Source organism: Thalassorhabdus alkalitolerans (assembly GCF_042656525.1).
Lineage (GTDB): Bacteria > Bacillota > Bacilli > Bacillales > Marinococcaceae > Thalassorhabdus > Thalassorhabdus alkalitolerans.
Genome location: NZ_JBHSOZ010000003.1, coordinates 703,400 through 717,484 on the forward strand (window position 1 = coordinate 703,400; position 14,085 = coordinate 717,484).

Sequence of the window (14,085 nt, forward strand, 5' to 3'; positions counted from 1 at the left end):
TGTTCCCTCCCTTTACAATTACGCTGTAATCTCTTAATTTCCTGCTCGCACAGGACTGGAAATCCGGATAAGCTCTTGAATCCTCTACTTGTTCTACTTCTATTTTATGACCTTGCACGCAAGGTTTTCTTCAGTTTACAATAAATGAAAATACTCATACGTACGGAGGACAGAAGTGAAATCTTTATATGTAGTACTATTTATTGCATTACACCTTCTCCTTATCCCTGAACAGGCCCATGCCAGCACTGCTCAAGATCAGGATATTACGTTAGAAGATATACTTACCCTTGAAGAACCGTTTGCCGATAACGACTACAATGGAAACGTGGATCACTCTCTGCCTTTTGAATACCGGCCAGGCTCCACTCCAATACTTATCACAGCTCCCCATTCAGTTGTTCACCTCCGTGAAGGGGAGGAAAAAGCAGCTGAAATTTATACAGGGGCCTTAGGCTTTCTTCTTCATGAGAAAACAGATGTTCATTACTTGTACTCTACAAAAAGGGCTGAGGATGCTAATTATGCTGAAGGCGGCTTATTTAAAGAAGCAATGACACGCATCATTTCCCAATATGATATCCAGTTGGTAATAGACCTCCACGGAGCAGGACGGGATCATGATTTTGATATTGATCTTGGAACGGTGTATGGAAAATCTCTTCATTCCGGGAGAGTAGAGGAGTTTATGAATCTTTTTTCAAGGCATGGCATTACTGATGTCAGAGAAAATGACACTTTCCCTGCAGAAAACCCTGATACAATTACCCACTTTTCCTGGGCACAGTTGGCGACTCCTGCTGTTCAGGTAGAGATCAATCAGAAGTATCGTGATCCAAGAGATAATATAGGCGCCTTCTTGCAAGTGTACAACGGTCTTGCCGATATTATAAATTCTCATTCAGTTGCTGCTGCGTTATTGTCGAATCAGTCCGGATCCATACCCTTTTGTGGAGGCCACAGGGTAGAAACGGCTTTGTGGAAAGCTGCTCCTAAAGAAGGATTTCTTTCTCCTCCACCGCCAATCTGTAGACGCCTGCTGTAAGCCTTTAAACTCTAAATTATTATATTAATATTGGGCAATGCCATCATGATTCACACTACCAAAGTCTTTATGTAATAGAATCGAAAAAAGCTGGAAGGCATCCTTTTACGTAAAAAAACAAGCAGACCGTTGAATATAAAAAGGACAACAGTCTGCTTGGAAACTTAGATGCTACCATCTTTTATTTCGTTGGCATGTCCAACGCTACATCAGCTTTTTTGAGATCATGCTCTACTTGCTCTTTAATATCATACGCATGGTACATATCATTCTCGATCATATAAGTGGCTATTTTATGGTGAAGGTCAATTGCGTCATTTAATTGTTTTTTTAATACTTTATGGATTTCAGGACTGGCGGTTTCTGTGATTGCAACAGAATAGCTTCTCACTGCAGCCTTAGCAGAAACAAGCATGTCAGTAGCAATCACCTCATCTGTCATTAACTCTTTATTATTCAATTTATCTAAAATACTTGCCATTTTAACACCCTCCTTACTTTGCCTCTTCTAAAATACCTTTTAACTCACTAATTGCATCCTGGGAGATTTTTGCATCTTCTTCTAATAGTTGTTTAAGCTTTTTATCAGAAGCAAGCCCTTGCATCAGGGAAGACTTCGCTGCACAAGCAGACTTAACAGTTAATATTTCATGCACTTCCAAAATTTCATGTTTAGCATAGGATGACTTTGCCACATTTCCACCTCCTAAGTTTAACTACAATAATGGAATTACCCGATCCTCGTTTGCTTAAACCCTTAACGGTGATCGGGGCCAGTAGTTTCTCTCGTTACTGGCTCAGTTTCGTGCAATCACTTCTTTCTTTTGCTTTCTTTCAAATTAAATTAGAAAAAACGGATGCTTTTCGCCTGGATGCCATTTACAATCTTAAGGTTCAAGTTTGAAATGGTCGTTGCCATTTATCTGTCACTTCTCTTTTATTAAATTTAAATAAGCGTGGAACGATTCCTCGTACCACGCTTATATTACTTTTTTCTCCTAGGAAACAACCCAGTTCTTTGCTTCTTGTTCCTCTTCCAAATCAAAGGAACGGACATTGGCTCCTGTGAGCTTATCCATACCTTTTGCCGCTGCCTTTAGTGTCTTCTGATCTCCGACAAGAGCATATTTTTCAATTTGTTTTAAATCATTATCTTTCAAAAACTTAACGCGGTCATTTAAGGTTGAAACGTCTGCCCCTTCCAAATCAGGCACTCTGACAAATATCCTGATACTCTCATATTCATCCATTTTCCTTTCAACCTCGTCTACAAGCTCTTTATACTCATCTTCTGTAACCTTACTGTCAATTTCATAGGCAAGAATATTTTCAGTACTCCATTCGAGTTTCTGGTTCACGGCTCTCACCTCTTTTAAAATATTAATAGTACTTCTATTTCACGATGACAGAGGATGTAATCATGAAAAATATAGATTTTTGAACTATTTGTGAAGAAGATCACAAACATGGATTCGTATGTTATGCTGGAAAAGCAGTTCAATAATAAAACAATTTCATTGAGGTGAATTATGATCAATAAATACTGGATCACAGCAATCGTGCTGTTAGGTCTTTTTTTTACACCGTTTTTTGCTGACGCACATGTGAAATGGTTCACAAATGAAGAACCAGTAAAAGAATCGATAGAAAACATCATTACTCCATTTTTTATGTTTATGACGATTTTTACTGCCTTTGTCCTTGCTATTCTCCCCCAAATCGTCCCAAAAATGATGAAATGGGATATTGTTCAGAAGATAGATAATAAGATGGATGATTACAGAAAGTACAACATGAGTATTTTGCGGTACGGAACAGCGATTGTTCTAATTATTCAAGTCCTTTCAGGGTCATTGTTTGCTCCTGAATTGCATCAACAGCCGAATTGGTTCCCGGTCCTTGCCTGGATTGCAATTATCCTCCTATTTGTCCCAAACTTCCTGGCAACAAAAACAGCCGCTGTGATCCTTTTAGGAATGTTCAGTATCGTAGTATATGACTTTGGAATCTTCCACATGCTGGACTATGCTTTCTACCTGCCTATATTCATTATATTTCTTATTGCAGGCACAAATTACGAAAAGTGGAGTTTTCCGTTTCTTTATTTAGCCACAGGATTGTCTCTATGCTGGGTAGCTGTGGAAAAGCTTGTATACCCATCTATGACGATTGATATTATTGTTAACCATAATGTACCGACCTTTGGGTTTCCGCCGGAAATCTTCATTGTCATGGCTGCGTTTATAGAATTTATTGTGGGGTATCTTCTTGTAGTCGGGATCTTAAACAGGCTTCTTGCCATAGTCCTTACTGGAATTTTCATGTCCACAACGATGCTGTTTGGCGCTCTTGAATTAGTTGGACATGCGATGATCCACATTATCCTCGTTCTCTTTATTATTGAAGGGACCTCTTTTTACCGGCCGCCTGTTAAGATTCACAAAACCGTTATTGAACAAATGATCTTTGTTTTCTTAAACTTCATCTTTGTGCTGGCGACCATTCTGCTCATTTATTATCGTTTTGCTTAAAAAAACTCTGTAAAAGGCTGCAGTTGATCTGCTGGCGGCTTTCCCTTGCTTCACTCCTCCCTTTCCATCTGAAAAGGGAGGAATAAAATGAGGGCCTAACCGTCTTACACCAACACCTGCCTTTCACAGAGTTATACAAAATTAATGATTAGGTGGTATCTATTGATCTGGCATTCATGATTATTTTCTTAGGTAAATCGGGGAACGTTTCATTTCATCATCTGTCATTTTAAACTGATGGCTTGTACATAATTTTTCCTCGAGTCTTTCACAAATGTCACGTTCATTATAAGCACAGACAGAGACTACTTTCATCTCCCTAACCCCTTCATCTGCCAAATGTTCAAAGGAAGTGATCTTAGAAGCAATGTCATCTCTTGCGCCCCATTCCACATGAGCCCAGGTTCGCACTGTCCGATTTTGGTCCAAATGAGGAGACAACTTCCTGGCAAATGTAGAGATAATAGAGGGCACGTGGAAATCCTCACTTATATAGTAAAACTCAAAGTTGCTGACAAAACTTACATCTTTCCAGTCCTCAGGAGACAAACAGGCTTTCAACCTCTCATTCAGCTTCACAGTAATTCTCTCATTTCTTAATAAATGCAAGAGCATTGTTAATATACTTCTCAGTATCTTGAAACACGTACAAAATATGACCGTCGCCCTGCTGCAAGTCTAACTCTGCTTCCTGCAATTTCCGCACTTTTCTCCATCCCCTCTTATGCCATTTTTTTCACCAGGGTCCTAAACCACTTCTATATTTATATTTTACACAATATTCCAAAAGTTATAAATAATTAATTTAAACTATTTTTTATTTTAGACTGAATTATATCTGGCTGTTGGTTCTCTTAAATAGACATTTTAAAACTTACCTCAAGCTCCTACTATGCAATCCAAGTAAAGGTGCCTTCTTTCTTCATAAAAAAAAGAAGGCACCTATTCATTGCTCCGTCAGTATTCGAGGACCATTCGCCGTGATGGCAAGAGTGTGCTCATACTGGGCTGAAAGAGACCCATCAGTCGTTCTTGCCGTCCAGCCGTTTTTATCGAGCTTGCTCATCCACTTTCCCATATTAACCATCGGTTCAATCGTTATAACCATGCCTTCCTTCAATCTCTGACCTTTGCCCGGAGAACCAAAATGGGGAATTTGTGGTCCTTCATGGATGGTAGGCCCTATACCATGGCCGGTAAAATCCCTCACAACAGAAAACCCCTGTTCCTCTACGTATGATTGAATGGCATGCCCAATATCACCAATCCGATTACCTGATACAGCCTTTTCAATCCCTTTGTATAAAGAAGTTTTTGTCACTTCTAATAGGTGCTTCACTTCTTCAGAAACCTCACCCACTTCATATGTCCACGCTGAATCAGCCAGTCCCCCATTCAGGTTCACAACCATGTCTATTGTCACAATATCCCCATTTTGAAGAGGCTTCTTCCGGGGAAACCCATGGCAGATTTCATCATTAATGGAGGCACACGTAGCATACTTATATCCCTGGTACCCTTTTTGTTCTGGAGTGGCCCCGTGCTTTTTTAAATACTTTTCTACAAACTTGTCAATCTCATGTGTAGTAATCCCCGGTTTGATGAGCTTTGCAAGCTCTCTGTGGCAGGAGGCTAACAGCTTACCTGCCTCTTCCATTTGCTTAATTTCTCTTTCTGACTTTAAGGTAACCATCTTCCTGTCTCCTTGTTTTCAACATGTTCTTATAGTATATGCTTCCTTACATTACGTTGCTTCTTTTGTTTGAACTAAGGATATTACTGAATTCGTGTTTTCAATAAGGATAGGGCCTGATCAATCTCTTCTTTTGTTGTAAACCTTCCCAGGCTGAAGCGCACCGCTCCCATCCCCCTTTCTTCTTCTACTCCCATGGCCCGGAGTACAGGGGAAAGGTCGACACTTCCAGCGTGGCATGCTGAACCTGTGGAAGCTGCAATTTCAGGCACAGCCTGAAGAACATCCTGGCCTGCACGATGGTGAAAGTTTACATTCAATGTATTGGGAAGAAGGTGATTGAGCTTTCCATTTAACGATATGTCTTCTCCAAACGAGGTTTTTAATTCTACCCAAAAGTAATCCCGAAGCTTCTTGATACGCTCCTGTTCTCCCTCACTGCGTTTGGCCAGTTCACATGCCTTACCAAGTCCAGCAGCAAGAATTACATTCTCCGTGCCAGCTCGTTTGCCCATTTCATGGCCCGCTCCATGAACCAAAGACTCAATCTCAATGCCTTCCCTGATATATAACGCTCCAATACCTTTTGGAGCATACAGTTTATGACCTGCCAGACTGAGGAAATCCACTTGAGCATCCTGGACATCGATAGGGACCTTGCCTGCCGACTGAGCTGCGTCAGTATGAAAATACACTTGACTGCGTTTGCAGATCTCACTGATTTCTTTGATAGGCTGAATCATGCCAGTTTCATTATTAGCGTGCATCACTGTCACAAGTATCGTATTCTCCGTTATTGCTTCCTCAATGGCAAGCGGGTCTACTCTGCCCGTTTCATCCACAGGAACATAGGTTACATCCGCCCCTTCACCCTCAAGAAACTTGCACGTATTTCCGATAGCCGGGTGTTCAATGTTTGTTGTAACAATATGATTGCCTTTATCTTTACTAGACTGGAGAACCCCTTTTAATACATGGTTATTAGATTCCGTCCCGCCGCTTGTAAAAATAATTTCGCCTGCTGTACTGTTGATCAGCCCTGCCACTTGCTTTCTTGCTGTTTCAACTGCCTTTTTTGCTCCCATGGCTGCATAATGGGAAGCGGACGGATTTCCGAAATGAGCGTCCATCAAGGGCAGCATCGCTTCTTTGACTCCGGGGTCAAGAGGAGTGCTGGCATTATAATCTAAATAAATGTTTTCCATATCTACTCACCTTTTAATTAAATTCTTCCTTAGCTGGGAAATTACCAAATATGTATGTTTCTTTATTTTAATCATATCAAAGTGTAGAAAAGAATTCACAGCAAGCAGCTTTTTTCCTCCCCTTCCAGCAAGGAAAACTGTTTTTTCGTGTTTCCTTAACGAACAAAAAAGAGACTGCTCATTGGCAGCCCCCTGGCAGCTTATGCATCAAAATGATCATCAGGATGGAGGTTGTTCTGCATAAATTCCTGCACTTCTTCTATCTGTGCAGGGGTAGCCGCCGCTGTCTTGTACCATCCTTTTCCTTCCATTTGCTCAAACAATTTATACTGATTCACGCTGCACGTATCAAACCATTGATGGTAAATTTCCCGAAGCTCCCCGTGGCTTGTCTCTAATAGGGTATTGCTGATGCTTCGGCACCGGCCTTTTTCAAGTTCTAAACAAAGCTGCACTAATTCACGATCCGTAAGCCCGCGGCCCTCAATATTATTAGGCATAACGAACGCCTCCTTTATTGAACCATTCTGGATTTATTAAAATACTGAGACAAATCGGCAATATTGAACTGATGCACTTCAGCAAGGTCTTCGAGCATGGAGCGAAGATCATGATCGCTGCATTGAGCAGCACACCAGTTCATTGTCTTTGCAATAATCTCCTCTGCGCGAATTTCATCTTCAATAAATGCAAGCTCTTTGGTTGTCAGTTCATGTTTCATCACTCTTACCCCTCTCTTGCTCATAATATCTCCTAGGTAGTATTTGTCTTTCTTTCCTCCTTATCCATGGAAACATTTGTTGTCAGTTTTTTACGCCCGTTCGCTGTCTCAGCTGCCTGAGGACAAGCTTTTTCCAAAGAGAAAAAGGAAGAAACCTTCGAAGAAGAATCATGCCTTGAATCCCTTTACCAACCTGTACCCGGAAAGGAACTTTCTTTCTTGTTGCTGCTTTATAGACTGCCTCTGCCACCATGTGAGGGTCTTGAAAGGAATTTTTTCTTGCCAGGATATCTGAAACCAGGGCCTCTTCCTTTCTGTTCTGCCTGCTCTTTTCTTTTCTCTTAGACCATTGTACTGATCCTTTTTCCCAAATATCGGTTTGAAAGGAGCCGGGCTCAAGTAAAAAGGCTTCAATACCAGTACCTTCCAGCTCGTAGCTTAACGACTCTGTCATGGCCTCTAATGCATGCTTAGAGGCCGCATAAGGGCCAATTACAGGAAAAGGAATGATACCGCTTACGCTGCTTATGTTGATGATCCGTCCTCCTTCACTTTCTCGCATAGAAGGAAGAACACCCTGCGTAACTGCTGCCACGCCAAATACGTTGGTTTCAAATTGCTGTCTTAACTCCTCTACTGGAAAATTCTCCAAATAACCTGCTGCAGCATACCCTGCATTATTAACAAGGACATCGATCCTTCCTGCTTCCTTAATCACAGCCTTGACTTCTTCTTGAATGTCAGTGCTTGTAACATCAAGTTTTTTAAAATGTATGTATTCAAGCATCTTCAAGTCCTTTGCCCGAACATACAGTGGTGAATTTGCTTTCTCATTTCTTATGCCGGCAATGACTTTCCACCCCTTGCTCGCAAACAGCAGGGCCGTTTCCATTCCAATCCCTCTCCCACTACCGGTAATAAGCACTACCCTCTCTGTCATAAATATCCTCTTCTCTTTATTATTTTATGCCTGTAAAGAAAAAGACGTCCTTTCCAGGACGCCGTTACGCTCTATAATTAATGTCTTGTCGTTTTTAAATATGATTTCGCAAGATTTCTCACGTCAGGAGACCAGCATGTCAACGAAGACGTCATCGCTTTTTCAACGGTTTCCACGCCTTCTTCTTCATAGTAATCGAGAAGCTCCTCACCAAGGTCGGCCTGCTCTACAAACGTAACGATGGCATTCACCAATTGGTCAGCATCATCGCCCTTTGCTTTTACGTTCACAATCTCTCCTACACGCACAGTGGTTAAAAGAGACATCATCCCTAGAATACTTTTTCCGTTAGCCATCTTTTCCTTCTTTTCAAAAAACAAATCACTGTCATACTGCTCATTTAAATGTACAAATTCAACTACCTTATGAACGCTCAAGCCTCTAAATAACGACAAACTTTCCTGCCGCTCCATTGAGATCATTCTCCCTTCCATGAAATCCATACCCATTATAAGCCTAAATTCTGGGTAATTCTACCCTTTCGTAAGGAATGTTCACAGAAGAAAAACATTCTAATTATTACGAATTGACCAATAATTATTATAGTTCTTTACTATAGCTGAAGAAGCTTTTGATGAATGATTTCTATATTTACAAAATAGGATGAAAAGGGTACGTTTCATCACGGGTCATGGGAAGGAGTATTCAAATGGCAATCAGACCTCCCCTTCTACAAGCGGGTGACACAATCGGCCTTGTCACCCTAGGCAGCCCTCAGGATGCTGCTTTAACGAATGAAAGGGCACAGTTTCTCACAGATATGGGATTTAACGTTCTCTTTGGACAATATGTCTATAGCTTTGAAGGGATCACCGCTGCTCCTGCTGAAGCACGAGCCGAAGACCTCATGAACATGTTTGCTAACCCAGAAGTGGATATGATCCTCCCTACAAGAGGGACGACTGGCGTACAGACAATTCTTCCTTTTCTCGACTATAACTTTATAGCAAATAACCCTAAAATTATAAGCGGCTATAGTGATATAACGGTGTTGCTGAATGCCTTGTATCAATTCAGCAATCTCGTTACCTTCCATAGCCTGCTCCTTATTGATTTTCGCCCCGGCACTCCAGCCTATAATTATGATCAATTTTTTGAGGCCGTTTCTACTCTTACAGCTCCTAGACCCATCCTAAATCCTCCGGGCATGCCGCTGATCAGCCTTATATCCGGGAATGTCACAGGACCAATGGTTGGTGGAAATTTAACCTCGATTGTCAACACTCTTGGTACTCCTTATGAAATTGATACCAGCAACAAAATTTTATTTCTGGAAGAAATAAATTCTCCTACCACTATCGTTTTTCGGCACCTCATTCAACTTGCGATGGCAGGTAAATTTAACGACTGTTTAGGAATCGTAATGGGAGAATGCACAAACTGCCCGGTTTCCTATGGAGAGACGTACAATGATTTAATTACCAGCATCATCGCTCCGTACGGAAAACCATTAATGACCAACCTCGCTACAGCTCATGGTACGTATAAAGCGGCCATACCAGTTGGAGCCACAGTAAATCTTAATACCATAAATAACACTCTAACCGTTACCGAGCCCTCGGTTTCTATCTAGGAAGGCCGAACTTCCTATGAGACAAATTGGTACACTCCGAGACCGATTAGAAGTATTCCTGGCAAAAAGCTCAGCCGCTTCATCCATTTGATTCGAATGAGGAAAAAACCAGCTTTTTCACCTAGTACAAAAAACAATACACTGCATACCGCCACAACTGCTGAAGTCAGCAGCAATGAATACTCGAAAATAGCCGCCGTAATTCCTGCCCCCAATGCATCAAGAGATAATGCAAAGGCCAGAAACAGTCCTTCCTTCCAATCAGATAATTGGTGTTCTGGTGCTTCACTTTCACCTTTTGTATGCTCCGTAGCATGACTCCTGTATATGTCACGAAGGCTAAATAGACCAATCACTATAAATAAAAGGCCGCTCAGCATGGAAACTCCTCTATCGGGAAGCAGCATACGAAGCCCTTCACCAAATATGCCAGCTATCAAACAGGCTCCAAAAGCCATAAGGCCGATGGCCCCGAGAAAATACGGCGGGATATGCAGTTTCCTTATGCCATAAGCTGTGCCAACGGTAAGGTTGTCCAAAGAGACAGCTATCGCCAGCATGATAATTGAAAGTAAAGCCATGGGAAACGTTCGACTCCTATCCGTAAATGATGATCGCAGAAAAAACCCGGTGCTGTCACCGGGTTTTTACCTATCTGATGTGTAAATTTCAGTGTTATTTTTATTGTGTAAAAGGAGTTTCTCTTCTTCCTCACTGCTAATATAAAGATTTTGGCTGGGCAGTGCAATTTCTACTCCTTCTTCTTTTAGTATATCCATAATCTTATAGTTGACTTCTTCTTTAATATTATACCAGTCTACCCATCCGGTAGGAATGGTATAGAAATAGATAAAGATATTTAAAGAAGACTGTCCGAAGTCACTAAAGCGGACCAGAATTAGTTCTTTATCTATCTGTGGGTGAGACTGAAGGTAATTGTCAATTCTTGCCACACAATTTTGCAGTCTTCCTTTTGGAGTAGAATACTTTACTCCAATTGTGAAATCAATACGCCGAACCTCCATCTCGTTCCAGTTGGTAATGGGTTCATGGGCAAGAGTGGAGTTCGGAACAGTAACAAGAGAATCTTCAAAGGTTCGTACCTTGGTACTTCGAAACGATATATCCTCGATAAAACCTTCGACGGTTGGTGTTTGAATCCAATCACCCTTTTTAAATGGACGCTCGGTAATAATAATGATACCGCCAAAAAAGTTTCCAATGGTATCCTGAGCAGCAAGAGCAAAGGCAAGCCCTCCAAGACCAAGACCGGCAATAAAGCCGTTAATATCGTAATCCAGCTCAAAGGCCACGACAGTAAGTGTCAAGGCAATAATGATAAAACGAAAGAGCTTGGACAGGAAGGGCACCATCATACTGTCTTCGCCCACATCAATTTTCTTTGCCATATTCGTAAACAAATACGACTTGGTTGAAAAATAATTATACAGTCCCCATCCGATCGTGATGATCACTAAACAACGGTAGATGGTAGTTACGGTTTCCATTAAGCCTGGTGATAGAGGAAGATATATCAAAGCCACATATATCCCTAGCACAGAAAAGAAAAAGCGCAGCGGTTTTTCATAGGATAATAGTAAATTTGTAAATAACGGCGTCGGCGTTTTGCTGAAGAGCTTGATAATCAAACGAAATAAGTATTTAGTAAATAAATCCCTAAATAAATAGATAAGAACAAAGATTAACACAGCAATCCCAATATCTACCCATGGGAGATTTATAAAAAACGATTGTATATCATTCCATACATTCACTGGTGTGCCTCCTATTTCCATTCAGTGATTCCTGTAAGCATAGTATATCGTATCATGCTTATTTAAGCTTTGCTAACCCACAATTTTACTATTTCTGATATATCATGAGCCCCTTCTTCTTTTCCCGGTATTTATTGCAAGTAATCTCTGGCCAGGAGCAGTGGTTTCAGATTGTTACCTCAGACTGATACCTACTTCAATTTTTCTATAATCCAATGTGACTACATATAACTAGCAATATGTAATAAAAAACAGCGAATCCAGAAGAGGATCGCTGTTTTTGTTATGCGGAACATCATATATTTTTTGAATTTAAAATAAGGAAGTATCCTTTTCTAGGTTCGCTCATACACTTTCTCTCCATTAATGAAGGTCGCTTCCACCTGGCTCATGTAATGAAAAGGATGATTGCTCCAAATAACAAAGTCTGCATCCTTTCCAGCTTCCAGTGAACCTACCCGATCTTCAATTCCAAGGTGTCTTGCCGCATTCGTTGTGATGCTTTGAAACACTTTTTCTTCTGAAAGGCCTGTTCCTGCTGCTTTGGCCGCTGAAGTAATTAAATATTCGATGTTTACAACTGGATGGTCCGTTGTAATAGAATAGCAGATCCCATGTTTATCAAGCTCAGATAACGTATGCCAGCCTTTATCTGCAAGTTCTACTTTCGATTTTGAAGACATTGTTGGTCCGACAGATACCATTACTTCATGCTCAGCAATATATTCAGCAATCTTGTGGCCATCAGTACAGTGCTCAAGTGTAAGGCTAATATCAAATTCCTTTGCTAAACGGAGTACTGTGACAATATCATCTGCCCTATGAGCATGAATCCGAAGAGGGATTTCTTTCTTAAGGACTTTTGCCAGCTGCTCCATCCCAAGGCTGCGCTCCCTTACTTCACTATTATCCTGTTTGCGAATATAATTATCCGCCTGAATAAATGCTTCCCTGAAGGCTGCAGCGATTCCCATTCGTGTTACAGGCTTTTTTCCATGGGAACCATAGACAGTTTTTGGGTTTTCCCCAAACGCAGCTTTCATTCCGGAAGGACTTTGGATGACCATTTTATCTACAATCGTTCCTGCCGTCTTTAACGTACACATCTCACCGCCAATGACATTGGCACTTCCTGGCATCACCTGCACAGTGGTCACACCGCTTTGTCTTGCCTGCTCAAATCCTTCTTCTAACGGATTAATCCCATCGATAGCACGCACAGCCGGTGTCACGGGATCGCTTGTTTCATTAAAGTCCGCTCCCGGCTTTCCTACTCCTTCTTCATGCACTCCCAGGTGTGTATGGACATCTATTAAGCCTGGCGTTATGTAACGTCCGTTCAGATCAACTCTTTCATAGTCAGCAGGAATTTCTGCTGATGAAATTATACCCTGGACCATTTCCCCGTTAACAATTAGTGTATCTTTTCCATCCACTGTTCCTTCACCATTTATAATGACAGCATTGGTATACGCCGTTTTCACCAAACCACGCCTTTCTTTTCGGAATGTGTTTCGTTCTCCTAAATAGATATTATACACACCTCTTCTTTTTTCTTATGAAAAAGTTATTACATATTGACAACAATTAAGGAACATTGTAAATTATAATAGTCGCAGATATTCCTAACACGTTCCGTTAGCTCAGTTGGGAGAGCGCCACCTTGACAGGGTGGAGGTCACTGGTTCGAGACCAGTACGGGACACCATACATAAACTACTCAACCCCTTGGATTCCATGGGGTGTTTTTATTTTTAAAACTAAGCTGAGTTACTAGGACTTCCTCGCAACCCTCATGGTCCATCAAACAATCGATCGTTAACTTAATGAAAAAAGACAGGTTTCCCCTGTCTCTTCATCCTGTATTCTCTTCTTTTTCAATAACCTCCATGGCTATTTTCCGTTCCGCTTTAAAGAACATTTTTTGTATCCTTTTCTCTATCATTTCCCGAATTCTCATAAGGTTCCCTTCTCCTACAAGAATGGTGTGAAAGATTAATAACGTCTCATCATCTTCTTCATCGATATCCAGCATAAGCATTTGGAATTCACCCGATTGCTGCACCTGCTCTGATACTTCCTGAACAGTCTGTGAAATATTAATCGGTCCATCCCAACCCTTTTTGCGGAAAGTTTCTTCATACACCACGTATAAACTTCTCGCCTGTTTATAAAAGTATAAAGAATCTGCTTTTTGTATAGTAAGGCTGTCGGCAGGATAAATCCACTCAAAACCAATGTTGTCTGGTAAGTCAATCACTTCTATATATTCATGCTTTCCTGCCTCCAGACAAAAGACAGGGATGATCTGCTTTTCTGTGACATCAGGCCTCTCTGATCCTTTTTTTAAGGCCCCGCCATGTAAATATACATCACCATTAATGACTTGGAACATATACGCCACCTCCTGCCTACAGCTCTTCCCAAACAATCAGTTTTTATACTATATCCTCTTGAAAGCCAGGAGCCAGGAACAGTTATTTGTAATATCCCTGTTGACGAAATGGACGAGGGGAGAATCCCCCATACTGAACATCACTGT

Annotated in this window: 17 protein-coding genes and 1 tRNA gene; 4 read left to right on the top strand and 14 right to left on the bottom strand. The window is 41.2% G+C overall.

Annotated elements, in window-relative coordinates; all coding sequences use genetic code 11:
• Positions 1-175: 175 nt before the first annotated feature.
• Positions 176-1,045 carry an N-formylglutamate amidohydrolase gene (locus ACFPU1_RS06155; RefSeq protein WP_385939487.1) on the top strand — a complete coding sequence of 290 codons (870 nt, stop codon included), beginning with the start codon at positions 176-178 and terminating at the stop codon, positions 1,043-1,045.
• 181 nt (positions 1,046-1,226) lie between these two features.
• On the opposite strand, the gene ACFPU1_RS06160 is transcribed toward ACFPU1_RS06155, so the two are convergent.
• From ACFPU1_RS06160 to ACFPU1_RS06170, 3 genes are all read right to left on the bottom strand, one after another.
• A complete protein-coding gene (locus ACFPU1_RS06160) occupies positions 1,227-1,526 on the bottom strand; it encodes a spore coat protein (protein ID WP_385939489.1) in 300 nt (99 codons plus the stop codon).
• A 13-nt stretch (positions 1,527-1,539) separates the two neighbouring features.
• Complete coding sequence (locus ACFPU1_RS06165) at positions 1,540-1,740, bottom strand: hypothetical protein (protein WP_385939491.1); 201 nt, start codon at positions 1,738-1,740, stop codon at positions 1,540-1,542.
• Between the two features lie 303 nt (positions 1,741-2,043).
• On the bottom strand, positions 2,044-2,403 hold the full coding sequence (locus tag ACFPU1_RS06170) for a SpoIIAA family protein (RefSeq protein WP_385939493.1): 360 nt from the start codon (positions 2,401-2,403) through the stop codon (positions 2,044-2,046).
• A gap of 171 nt (positions 2,404-2,574) precedes the next feature.
• Here ACFPU1_RS06170 and ACFPU1_RS06175 point away from each other — a divergent pair, with 171 nt between their 5' ends.
• On the top strand, positions 2,575-3,576 hold the full coding sequence (locus tag ACFPU1_RS06175) for a DoxX family membrane protein (RefSeq protein WP_385939495.1): 1,002 nt from the start codon (positions 2,575-2,577) through the stop codon (positions 3,574-3,576).
• Positions 3,577-3,756: 180 nt separating this feature from the next.
• Here the strand turns inward: ACFPU1_RS06175 and ACFPU1_RS06180 are convergent, their stop codons facing one another.
• The 7 genes from ACFPU1_RS06180 to ACFPU1_RS06210 all read right to left on the bottom strand — a co-directional run bounded on the left by ACFPU1_RS06180 (position 3,757) and on the right by ACFPU1_RS06210 (position 8,608).
• Entirely contained in the window at positions 3,757-4,155 is a 399-nt protein-coding gene (locus ACFPU1_RS06180; RefSeq protein ID WP_385939497.1) for an MEDS domain-containing protein, read from the bottom strand.
• Positions 4,156-4,522: 367 nt separating this feature from the next.
• Positions 4,523-5,269: a type I methionyl aminopeptidase gene (map, locus tag ACFPU1_RS06185; RefSeq protein ID WP_054635169.1), complete on the bottom strand. Its 747-nt coding sequence runs from the start codon at positions 5,267-5,269 to the stop codon at positions 4,523-4,525.
• A gap of 83 nt (positions 5,270-5,352) precedes the next feature.
• Positions 5,353-6,474 carry a cysteine desulfurase family protein gene (locus ACFPU1_RS06190; protein WP_054635168.1) on the bottom strand — a complete coding sequence of 374 codons (1,122 nt, stop codon included), beginning with the start codon at positions 6,472-6,474 and terminating at the stop codon, positions 5,353-5,355.
• A 200-nt stretch (positions 6,475-6,674) separates the two neighbouring features.
• Positions 6,675-6,974, bottom strand: coding sequence for a spore coat protein (locus tag ACFPU1_RS06195; RefSeq protein WP_385939500.1), 300 nt, complete (start codon positions 6,972-6,974; stop codon positions 6,675-6,677).
• A 14-nt stretch (positions 6,975-6,988) separates the two neighbouring features.
• On the bottom strand, positions 6,989-7,219 hold the full coding sequence (locus ACFPU1_RS06200; RefSeq protein ID WP_232725490.1) for a hypothetical protein: 231 nt from the start codon (positions 7,217-7,219) through the stop codon (positions 6,989-6,991).
• Positions 7,220-7,277: 58 nt separating this feature from the next.
• Positions 7,278-8,135, bottom strand: a complete 858-nt coding sequence (locus tag ACFPU1_RS06205; protein ID WP_385939502.1) for an SDR family NAD(P)-dependent oxidoreductase — start codon at positions 8,133-8,135, stop codon at positions 7,278-7,280.
• 77 nt (positions 8,136-8,212) lie between these two features.
• Positions 8,213-8,608, bottom strand: coding sequence for an HPr family phosphocarrier protein (locus tag ACFPU1_RS06210; RefSeq protein WP_385939504.1), 396 nt, complete (start codon positions 8,606-8,608; stop codon positions 8,213-8,215).
• Between the two features lie 236 nt (positions 8,609-8,844).
• Here ACFPU1_RS06210 and ACFPU1_RS06215 point away from each other — a divergent pair, with 236 nt between their 5' ends.
• Complete coding sequence (locus tag ACFPU1_RS06215; RefSeq protein ID WP_385939506.1) at positions 8,845-9,768, top strand: S66 peptidase family protein; 924 nt, start codon at positions 8,845-8,847, stop codon at positions 9,766-9,768.
• Positions 9,769-9,782: 14 nt separating this feature from the next.
• Here ACFPU1_RS06215 and ACFPU1_RS06220 read toward each other — a convergent pair whose 3' ends face one another.
• From ACFPU1_RS06220 to ACFPU1_RS06230, 3 genes are all read right to left on the bottom strand, one after another.
• Positions 9,783-10,349: a manganese efflux pump gene (locus ACFPU1_RS06220; RefSeq protein ID WP_385939508.1), complete on the bottom strand. Its 567-nt coding sequence runs from the start codon at positions 10,347-10,349 to the stop codon at positions 9,783-9,785.
• Between the two features lie 66 nt (positions 10,350-10,415).
• Positions 10,416-11,543 (bottom strand): mechanosensitive ion channel family protein, encoded by a 1,128-nt coding sequence (locus ACFPU1_RS06225; protein WP_385939510.1) that lies wholly within the window; start codon positions 11,541-11,543, stop codon positions 10,416-10,418.
• A 335-nt stretch (positions 11,544-11,878) separates the two neighbouring features.
• Positions 11,879-13,027 carry an amidohydrolase gene (locus tag ACFPU1_RS06230; protein WP_385939512.1) on the bottom strand — a complete coding sequence of 383 codons (1,149 nt, stop codon included), beginning with the start codon at positions 13,025-13,027 and terminating at the stop codon, positions 11,879-11,881.
• Between the two features lie 148 nt (positions 13,028-13,175).
• Between ACFPU1_RS06230 and ACFPU1_RS06235 the strand changes: the two genes are divergently transcribed.
• A tRNA-Val gene (locus tag ACFPU1_RS06235) sits at positions 13,176-13,251 on the top strand.
• A gap of 147 nt (positions 13,252-13,398) precedes the next feature.
• Here the strand turns inward: ACFPU1_RS06235 and ACFPU1_RS06240 are convergent.
• The gene (locus ACFPU1_RS06240; protein WP_385939514.1) at positions 13,399-13,938 is read right to left on the bottom strand and encodes a hypothetical protein; all 540 of its coding nucleotides are present in this window, start codon (positions 13,936-13,938) and stop codon (positions 13,399-13,401) included.
• Positions 13,939-14,085: the final 147 nt, after the last annotated feature.

Excerpts from the sequence above, each read along its gene's own strand:
- map (WP_054635169.1), bottom strand. The coding sequence starts at position 5,269 with ATGGTTACCTTAAAGTCAGAAAGAGAAATTAAGCAAATGGAAGAGGCA.
- ACFPU1_RS06205 (WP_385939502.1), bottom strand. The coding sequence starts at position 8,135 with ATGACAGAGAGGGTAGTGCTTATTACCGGTAGTGGGAGAGGGATTGGA.
- ACFPU1_RS06195 (WP_385939500.1), bottom strand. The coding sequence starts at position 6,974 with ATGCCTAATAATATTGAGGGCCGCGGGCTTACGGATCGTGAATTAGTG.
- ACFPU1_RS06215 (WP_385939506.1), top strand. The coding sequence starts at position 8,845 with ATGGCAATCAGACCTCCCCTTCTACAAGCGGGTGACACAATCGGCCTT.
- ACFPU1_RS06190 (WP_054635168.1), bottom strand. The coding sequence starts at position 6,474 with ATGGAAAACATTTATTTAGATTATAATGCCAGCACTCCTCTTGACCCC.
- ACFPU1_RS06160 (WP_385939489.1), bottom strand. The coding sequence starts at position 1,526 with ATGGCAAGTATTTTAGATAAATTGAATAATAAAGAGTTAATGACAGAT.
- ACFPU1_RS06210 (WP_385939504.1), bottom strand. The coding sequence starts at position 8,608 with ATGGAGCGGCAGGAAAGTTTGTCGTTATTTAGAGGCTTGAGCGTTCAT.
- ACFPU1_RS06175 (WP_385939495.1), top strand. The coding sequence starts at position 2,575 with ATGATCAATAAATACTGGATCACAGCAATCGTGCTGTTAGGTCTTTTT.
- ACFPU1_RS06220 (WP_385939508.1), bottom strand. The coding sequence starts at position 10,349 with ATGGCTTTACTTTCAATTATCATGCTGGCGATAGCTGTCTCTTTGGAC.
- ACFPU1_RS06200 (WP_232725490.1), bottom strand. The coding sequence starts at position 7,219 with ATGAGCAAGAGAGGGGTAAGAGTGATGAAACATGAACTGACAACCAAA.
- ACFPU1_RS06240 (WP_385939514.1), bottom strand. The coding sequence starts at position 13,938 with ATGTTCCAAGTCATTAATGGTGATGTATATTTACATGGCGGGGCCTTA.